Annotated in this window: 1 tRNA gene and 1 rRNA gene; both read right to left on the bottom strand. The window is 46.5% G+C overall.

From position 1 onward, the window contains the following. Nucleotides 1-12: 12 nt before the first annotated feature. Nucleotides 13-86 (bottom strand) — tRNA-Ile (locus tag BZG02_RS20435). A gap of 145 nt (nt 87-231) precedes the next feature. Continuing rightward, nucleotides 232-1,751 (bottom strand): 16S ribosomal RNA (locus tag BZG02_RS20430). Nucleotides 1,752-1,920: the final 169 nt, after the last annotated feature.

Below are 1,920 nucleotides of genomic sequence, written 5' to 3'. Positions count from 1 at the left end.
ATAATTAAATAGTAGTCCTGCGCAGATTTGAACTGCGGACCCCTACATTATCAGTGTAGTGCTCTAACCAACTGAGCTACAGGACTATTATTACCTATCAGCCTAGCGGTGTAAACACCCTAACGCTATGGGTTATGGTATAAATAAATTTATGAAAACAAACAGTCAGGAAATACAGTCTAAATTCCTTATCGAATCTCAATAACTATACAAAATACTTCCAATCTCTAGAAAGGAGGTGTTCCAGCCACACCTTCCGGTACGGCTACCTTGTTACGACTTAGCCCCAGTTACCAATTTTACCCTAGGACGCTCCTTGCGGTTACGTACTTCAGGTCCCCTCGGCTTCCATGGCTTGACGGGCGGTGTGTACAAGGCCCGGGAACGTATTCACCGCATCGTTGCTGATATGCGATTACTAGCGAATCCAACTTCACGGAGTCGAGTTGCAGACTCCGATCCGAACTGAGACCAGCTTTAGAGATTAGCATCCAGTCGCCTGGTAGCTGCCCTTTGTACTGGCCATTGTAACACGTGTGTAGCCCTGGACGTAAGGGCCGTGCTGATTTGACGTCATCCCCACCTTCCTCTCACCTTACGGTGGCAGTCTCGCTAGAGTCCTCAGCATTACCTGCTAGCAACTAACGATAGGGGTTGCGCTCGTTATGGGACTTAACCCGACACCTCACGGCACGAGCTGACGACAACCATGCAGCACCTTGTAAATTGCTCCGAAGAGAACTCCTATTTCTAAGAGGGTCAATCTACATTTAAGTCCAGGTAAGGTTCCTCGCGTATCATCGAATTAAACCACATGTTCCTCCGCTTGTGCGGGCCCCCGTCAATTCCTTTGAGTTTCATTCTTGCGAACGTACTCCCCAGGTGGATTACTTAATGCTTTCGCTCAGTCACGCACTGTGTATCGTGCACAACGAGTAATCATCGTTTACGGCGTGGACTACCAGGGTATCTAATCCTGTTCGCTCCCCACGCTTTCGTCCATCAGCGTCAATGTTAGCTTAGTAAGCTGCCTTCGCAATCGGTGTTCTACGTTATATCTATGCATTTCACCGCTACATAACGTATTCCGCCTACCTCAACTAAATTCAAGACCTTCAGTATCAATGGCAGTTCCGGAGTTGAGCTCCGGGATTTCACCACTGACTTAAAAGCCCGCCTACGGACCCTTTAAACCCAATAAATCCGGATAACGCTTGGATCCTCCGTATTACCGCGGCTGCTGGCACGGAGTTAGCCGATCCTTATTCTTACAGTACCTTCAGTTTGCTACACGTAGCAAAGTTTATTCCTGTAAAAAAGCAGTTTACAACCCATAGGGCCGTCATCCTGCACGCGACATGGCTGGTTCAGGCTTGCGCCCATTGACCAATATTCCTCACTGCTGCCTCCCGTAGGAGTCTGGTCCGTGTCTCAGTACCAGTGTGGGGGACTATCCTCTCAGACCCCCTAAGCATCATAGTCTTGGTAAGCCGTTACCTTACCAACTAACTAATGCTACGCATGCCCATCTTTTACCACCGAAGTTTTAATATTTAAACCATGCGATTCAAATATGTTATGCGGTATTAATCCAAATTTCTTTGGGCTATCCCCCAGTAAAAGGTAGGTTGCATACGCGTTACTCACCCGTGCGCCGGTCTCTAAGCAGCAAGCTGCTTATACCCCTCGACTTGCATGTGTTAGGCCTGTCGCTAGCGTTCATCCTGAGCCAGGATCAAACTCTTCGTTGTATAAAAACTTTTGTTATAATTCTGCTCATGGACGTATTAAAGTTATCGTAATTCTTATTGACAAGGTTTTTATTCTTGTATTTACCTAACTTGTTGTTTCCAATATTTTCAAAGAACTCTTTTCGATCGTTTATCCTCTATCTCTAAAGGCGACCTGTTCTAATAATTT

It is taken from the genome of Labilibaculum filiforme (assembly GCF_002843315.1).
Classification (GTDB): Bacteria; Bacteroidota; Bacteroidia; order Bacteroidales; family Marinifilaceae; genus Labilibaculum; species Labilibaculum filiforme.
This window is presented reverse-complemented; position numbering and strand designations above follow the sequence as displayed.